Source organism: Streptococcus sp. A22 (assembly GCF_043674215.1).
Classification (GTDB): domain Bacteria; phylum Bacillota; class Bacilli; order Lactobacillales; family Streptococcaceae; genus Streptococcus; species Streptococcus suis_V.
This window is the reverse complement of sequence record NZ_JBIMJQ010000025.1, coordinates 23284-29610: the sequence shown is the minus strand read 5'-3', so window position 1 is coordinate 29610 and position 6327 is coordinate 23284. Positions and strand designations below refer to the sequence as shown.

6 protein-coding genes and 1 pseudogene are annotated in these 6327 nt (G+C 39.4%); 2 read left to right on the top strand and 5 right to left on the bottom strand.

What is annotated here, in order from left to right; all coding sequences use genetic code 11:
• Nucleotides 1-420 precede the first annotated feature (420 nt).
• The 5 genes from ACHBHN_RS09425 to ACHBHN_RS09405 form a co-directional block, all read right to left on the bottom strand.
• Nucleotides 421-1077 carry a SatD family protein gene (locus tag ACHBHN_RS09425; protein WP_105110181.1) on the bottom strand — a complete coding sequence of 219 codons (657 nt, stop codon included), beginning with the start codon at nt 1075-1077 and terminating at the stop codon, nt 421-423.
• A gap of 235 nt (nt 1078-1312) precedes the next feature.
• Nucleotides 1313-1915, bottom strand: a complete 603-nt coding sequence (locus tag ACHBHN_RS09420) for a glucosaminidase domain-containing protein (RefSeq protein WP_394733970.1) — start codon at nt 1913-1915, stop codon at nt 1313-1315.
• A gap of 253 nt (nt 1916-2168) precedes the next feature.
• Nucleotides 2169-3620: an alpha-amylase gene (locus tag ACHBHN_RS09415; RefSeq protein ID WP_394733968.1), complete on the bottom strand. Its 1452-nt coding sequence runs from the start codon at nt 3618-3620 to the stop codon at nt 2169-2171.
• 30 nt (nt 3621-3650) lie between these two features.
• The gene (gene ffh, locus ACHBHN_RS09410; RefSeq protein ID WP_105137850.1) at nt 3651-5219 is read right to left on the bottom strand and encodes a signal recognition particle protein; all 1569 of its coding nucleotides are present in this window, start codon (nt 5217-5219) and stop codon (nt 3651-3653) included.
• A gap of 11 nt (nt 5220-5230) precedes the next feature.
• Nucleotides 5231-5563: a putative DNA-binding protein gene (locus ACHBHN_RS09405; RefSeq protein WP_105110178.1), complete on the bottom strand. Its 333-nt coding sequence runs from the start codon at nt 5561-5563 to the stop codon at nt 5231-5233.
• A 187-nt stretch (nt 5564-5750) separates the two neighbouring features.
• Between ACHBHN_RS09405 and mazE the strand changes: the two are divergent.
• Nucleotides 5751-5965, top strand: a pseudogene (gene mazE / locus ACHBHN_RS09400) (type II toxin-antitoxin system PemI/MazE family antitoxin).
• Nucleotides 5955-6299: a type II toxin-antitoxin system PemK/MazF family toxin gene (locus ACHBHN_RS09395; protein WP_105123327.1), complete on the top strand. Its 345-nt coding sequence runs from the start codon at nt 5955-5957 to the stop codon at nt 6297-6299. The pseudogene mazE and the gene ACHBHN_RS09395 overlap by 11 nt, the downstream one beginning before the upstream one ends.
• The last annotated feature ends 28 nt before the right edge of the window (nt 6300-6327 follow it).

Sequence of the window (6327 nt, the reverse complement as noted above, 5' to 3'; positions counted from 1 at the left end):
CTATCCCAAAAAATGTTTGGGCTACAAGTCACCGAGAGAATTTCTTATAGGTGGCTAACTCGGAATTGAAATTTGCCTTATATAAAATGACACATTATCATCTTCAAAAAATGTACAATTGAGCCTTTTACCTCACTGCCATTTTCGATATTATTTTGCACAATTGAATCTCCAACCAAACTACGTTCTCCTCATCCAATACTGTACTTTATCAGTGTCTAAAATAAAGTACAAAATAAAAATAAAGTACATTTTTTAATCAATGTACTTTATGCTTCTATCCCAGTATTATCAAGGGTTTAGACCATGTTAGGTCAATTGTTCATAAATTTTTAGTTTTAATTTTATAACAAAAAAATTTTTTAGTAAAAATCAGCTAAAAATGTACTTTTGCATATTAAATATTATGTAAACTATTTTTTATTTATTTGATAACTGCATCATTAACTCCATAGCTGTTTCTTGATTACGGAGATAGACCTTGATGCCTGTTGATTTGACCCGTTTTGTAAAGGCACTTTGACTGAGTTTCAGTTTCTGAGCTAGGGATTTTTGCTTAAAATGTTCAGAATAAATGCCAGTCTCTACCAATCTTAGGATGAATTGCTTTTGCGAATGACTCCACCGATCTCGCATAAAATCGCTGGTCGCTAAAAGACTGTTAATGACCTTGTCAATATGGGGATAGTCGGAAGAAAATCCGTTGGCTCTACTTCCGTAATCGTCTTGTGTCTGGATCAAAGTTAGAGCTTTCTCAGCCTCACGCTGAGCTTGAGAATTGCTTGAGAAAATGCTGGTTTTCTGCACTGCATCATCCAGCTCACCCAAACCAATTCCTATTTGCAACTGATAACCTTCGGCCAGAGACAGATGTAAATAATCAAGAATTTGCAATAAATCCGCGTTGGGTTTGACTTGAGCCTCTAGCAGTCCACCTCTATGGAGAGTAAAATCAGTCAATAATTGACTAGCATAAACCTGATTTAGACGACTAATAATCGTAAGAATGTTTATTTCTGTTTGTGATTGTCTTGATAAAGGTGTAATCTGGCCAGTAATCATCATCATTTTATTCATAATTCCATTTTAAGGGAAAAATATAAAAATGTCCATTATAATGGAATTATGATTAAAATATTTGTTATGCAACTAGGTCATTACTAAACTTCTATTAAGACTGAAAGAAACTATTCTAGCACTTACCTGACTTTTTTACCTTTTACATATTAAAACCCAGCTAAATTGAATAATCAGTCTAGCTGGGTTTAGTTAGTTTATTGTTGTAAGGATAAATATAGATGAATGGAAGATTCTAGCGATTTGCCCAGGCGATATCAAGATTTAGAGTCTCTTGAGTTGTATATTGTGCGCGATATGGATTCCAAATTAAATTAGCTACTGACGAAACATTCTCATTAGTATAATATCCATCGTATTGTGTCAATCCATGAAGTTCAATGATATCATTAAGTTTTGCAGCGTAGGCTGTATCTGTTGCGTATGTACCAGTTAAAGCATTAGTAGCATCCAAGTAGCTACTGGTGTTGGAACGCCAAACACTGTTAAAATAAGGTTGGTGAACAATGTTTACGTAATCAGCTAAAGACTCATAATAACTTGGATAAGTACGAAAATAATCAACGATATCATAGGTATTTCCATATCCATCATCTTCCCATGTTTGAAGGGATACAGATTGTCCATTGTATGCTCCCTTGATACCAAATAAGTTATTGTACGGGGAAATTGATAACCCAGATTGTCCATAATTAGATTCATGTATAGCCTGTGCAATCATGACAGATGGATACAAATCATAGGCGTTGGCTAATTGCTGCGCAGATGGTGCAATTGTATTGATAAATTGTTGTCTATAATCTGCCACTACATATTCTGTAGCTTCAGCCAGTCGAATCGTCTTATTCCCAAATACAAATAAACTAATCGTTAAAAAGACAATACCACTGCCAGTAATATTGAGAGAGGATGTTTTTTCATTGATTGAAAATATTGACCTCTTGAATACTGCATAATACCTAAATCCTTTTTCATAGTTTAATGGTAATCATTATACAATTTTCAGACATTAATACTCAAGATAGTTTACTTTATAACTTATATTACAAAAAAAGTTTACATAACATTCGTTATGCAAACTTAATTGTTAGTTATTCTTCTACCCATACGGAAACCGAGCCTGGATTGACATAGAAACGCCCCCATCCATTTTCATCTAATTGAATGGTGTCTTGTCGATGACCGGTTGCATCTACAAATACTTTTCCAGCATTTAAAGTTCCCATATCTATGTCTTTGTATCCTTCATCTGCATTGCTGATAACGCAGGCTAGACCTTTAGGATGCTCATTATCCCCTTGGCAAACCCAACCAATACAATTTGGATGATCGAGATAATCAATCTGTGGACCGTAGGTATGATGTTGACGGATAGCAAGTAATTTATCCAAGATTTCATTGAAGGCAGCTTGTCCAAATTCACCTGAAATACCGTAATAATCACCGTAGAATAAGGTTGGCAATCCTTGTTGACGTAGCAAAATTAAGGCGTAAGCAGCTGGTTTGAACCAATCTGCGACTGTTGATTCTAGCGCCTGTCCACGTTGTGTATCATGGTTTTCGACAAATGTAACGGCAAAATCAGGCTTTGTTTTCACCAAGCTACCATCAAAAATGGTCCGTAAATCGAAAGATTGCCCTTCATTACCCGCCTGAAAGAAATTCATGTGGAGCGGAACGTCCACCAAGTCAAGTTGGTAATCTGTACCGTCGATATAACTTTGACTATCTGCTTCACTGTCTTTCCAATATTCTGCGAAAGCGTACAGGTCAGGCTTAATTTCTTGTCGGACAAATTCCATAAAGGAAGCGATAAAATCTTCCCCAATATGCTTGGCAGCGTCAATCCGAAAGCCATCAACCTGAGTTGTTTCGATAAACCATTTTACCCAATCTTTGAGATGCTCTACTACTTCTGGGTGTTTGAAATCAATGTCATTGAACATCAGGTAATCGTAGTTCCCGTGCTCTCCGTCGACCTGATCTTGATTGGCCCAGCCCTTGTTCTCTCCTACGATTTGATAAATGCCCGTTTCATTGTGGGCGGCATCAAAATCAAGCCCTGTGAAATGGTACCAATGCCACTTAAAATCATTGTAGACATCGTTACGACCTTGGAAATCATAACCAGTATAACCCTTGATTTCATAGGGCTCAGAAAGACTTTCTTGCCGATTATCAGGGTTCATCCGACGAACTTGGAAGCTTTCTTGGTAGTCTCCACCAGCCTTGTGGTTGAGGACAATATCCGCAATCACTGCTATCCCTTGTTCGTTGAGAGCATGAATAGCAGCCAGATACTCATCTTTTGTTCCGTATTTGGTTGGAATGGTGCCTTTTTGGTCGAATTCTCCCAAATCAAACAGATCATAAATCCCATAGCCGACGTCATCTGGTCCTGTCGCTTTAAAGGCAGGTGGCGTCCAAACATGGCTAATTCCTAATTCTTTCAGATGCGGAGCGTCATTTTTTAGCCGATTCCAATGGTCGTGATCAGCAGGCAGATACCATTCAAAGTATTGCATTAATGTAGAACGTGTCATCAAATCTTCTTTCTATTTGTGGAGAACGAATTATTTACGCTTTTTCTTAGCTTTTTTCATCTTGTTGACTTGACGTTTCATGGCCTGCTCCATGGCAAATTTTCCAATCTTGCCTTTGAGCCCACCACCAAACATGGATGACATGTCAGGCATACCAGCCCCGCCCATCAGTTGGCTCATATCGGGCATTCCGCTACCACCCATCATATCTTCTAAGGCAGACATATCCATATTGTTTGGCATATTTTTCGGAAGATTATTAGGGTTAATGCCCATCTGTTTCATCATTTTGCTCATGTCACCAGACATCATGCCTTGCATGAGGGATTTTGCTTGGTTGAAATCCTTGATAAATTTATTGACTTCGACAAAGCTATTCCCTGAACCTTCCGCAATCCTACGGCGACGGCTCGGAGTTAATAAATCCGGATTTTCTCGTTCTTCAGGCGTCATTGAGGACACAATGGCACGCTTACGAGCAATCTGTTTTTGGTCAACCTTTAGATTTGCCAGAGCTGGATTGGTTGACATACCAGGAAGCATTTTGAGCAAGTCTTCCATCGGTCCCATGCTTTGTACTTGGTCGAGCTGGTCAATGAAATCGTTGAAATCAAAGGTGTTCTCGCGCATTTTTTCCGCCAGTTCCAATGATTTCTTCTCGTCGTACTCCTTGCTGGCCTTTTCAATCAGCGTCAACATATCCCCCATACCGAGAATACGAGATGACATACGGTCTGGATGGAAGGTTTCGATGTCTGTGATCTTCTCACCAGTACCAGTGAATTTGATAGGTTGGCCAGTAATGTGACGAACAGAAAGCGCCGCACCACCACGCGTATCACCGTCAATCTTAGTCAAAATCACACCAGTGATCGCCAACTGGTCATTAAATTCCTTGGCAACATTAGCGGCCTCTTGACCAATCATGGCATCGACTACTAAGAGGATTTCATTTGGTTGGACAAAGTCTTTAATATCACGCAATTCCGCCATCAGGGCTTGGTCAATCTGCAAACGACCGGCCGTATCGATGAGGACATAGTCATTGTGGTTGGCTTTGGCTTGTTCCAAACCTTGGCGCACAATTTCAAGGGCAGGAACTTGGTTGCCCAATTCAAAGACAGGAACGTCAATCTGTTGCCCTAGCGTTTTCAACTGGTCAATGGCCGCTGGACGGTAAATATCCGCCGCAATCAAGAGAGGACGCGCATTCTCCTCTTGCTTGAGTTTGTTGGCCAATTTACCGGTAAAGGTCGTCTTACCAGCACCTTGAAGACCAGCCATCATGATAACGGTTGGAATTTTCGGTGATTTGATAATCTCAGCCGTTTCCGAACCCAGAACCGCCGTCAATTCTTCGTCGACAATCTTGATGATTTGTTGAGCTGGATTGAGGGTATCGATGACTTCGTGGCCAATGGCACGCTCACGCACCTTCTTGATAAAATCTTTGACGACTGGCAAGGCTACGTCCGCCTCAAGCAAGGCCAAACGGATTTCCTTGGTCGCTTCTTGAATGTCGCTCTCGCTGATTTTTCCTTTTCCACGCAGATTTTTAAATACGTTCTGCAAACGCTGGGTTAAATTTTCAAAAGCCATGTGTTCTCCTTTTAATCTCGATTATCAATGCTGGTTAGGACAGAGATTTTTTCATGCAAAAACGCATCTTCTGGATATTTTTCCAAAATCTCATCGAAAATTTGGCTGCGCACAACATAGTCCGAGTACATGTGCAACTTCATTTCGTAGTCCTCTAACAATTTTTCGGTTCGTTTGATGTTATCATAAACCGCCTGACGGCTCACCTGAAATTCCTCAGCTATCTCTGCTAAACTATAATCATCCGCATAATATAGCTCGATATAGTTCATTTGCTTGTCCGTCAATAAGGCAGCGTAGAATTCAAATAAGGCATTCATTCGATTGGTTTTTTCAATTTCCATAAACTTTATTATATCAAAAATTCTAGCGTTAATAAATAAGAAAATCCGTTTCTAGTGGGAAAACGGATCATTTGTTTGCATAATTTTATTTACGTCTATTTAGAGAGTTTTAAAACGAGCGAAAATACTCAAAAACCTTTGACTTTTTTGTCAAAATCGTGTATACGATGTACGGAGGTATACTTTTATGAATACTGTGAAAACGCGTAAGGTAGTAATTCACTGGCAGTAACCATTCCTAAAGAACTAGGTATTAGTGAGGGCAAAGAATTCCTTGTCTACAAAGGAGTTGATGATGTGATTATTCTTGCGTCCAAAATCCCTAATCCCTTTGACAATATGGAACCCTTCATCATGGAAAATGACTTTGAAGGGGAGGTGTTACTCGATAATGAAGGTTGAATATATTCCTCAAAAGCAGGATATTATCTGGATTGATTTTGACCCTTCTGCTGGCAAGGAAATTCAGAATCGCCGTCCTGCTTTAGTTATCTCCAGTCAAAAATACAGCCGAGCAACAGGTTTCGTCGCTGTCTGTCCTATTACACACGGTGCAAAAACTTTAGAGAGCCGCGGGCTATCTGTGCCGATTGACTCAGAAAAAGTCGCCGGATTCGTCAATCCTACGCAACTCTATACTTTTGATTTCATAGCTAGGAATGCCAGCAAAATCACACAGTTAGATACTTGGACTTTCCAGAAAGTCATTCAGCTTTACAATTATATTTTTGAATAGAGTCGAAAGGCTCTATTTTGCTTGCTCT

Coding starts and splice junctions, on each gene's coding strand:
- ACHBHN_RS09425 (WP_105110181.1), bottom strand. CDS start 1,077: ATGAATAAAATGATGATGATTACTGGCCAGATTACACCTTTATCAAGA.
- ACHBHN_RS09415 (WP_394733968.1), bottom strand. CDS start 3,620: ATGACACGTTCTACATTAATGCAATACTTTGAATGGTATCTGCCTGCT.
- ffh (WP_105137850.1), bottom strand. CDS start 5,219: ATGGCTTTTGAAAATTTAACCCAGCGTTTGCAGAACGTATTTAAAAAT.
- ACHBHN_RS09405 (WP_105110178.1), bottom strand. CDS start 5,563: ATGGAAATTGAAAAAACCAATCGAATGAATGCCTTATTTGAATTCTAC.
- ACHBHN_RS09395 (WP_105123327.1), top strand. CDS start 5,955: ATGAAGGTTGAATATATTCCTCAAAAGCAGGATATTATCTGGATTGAT.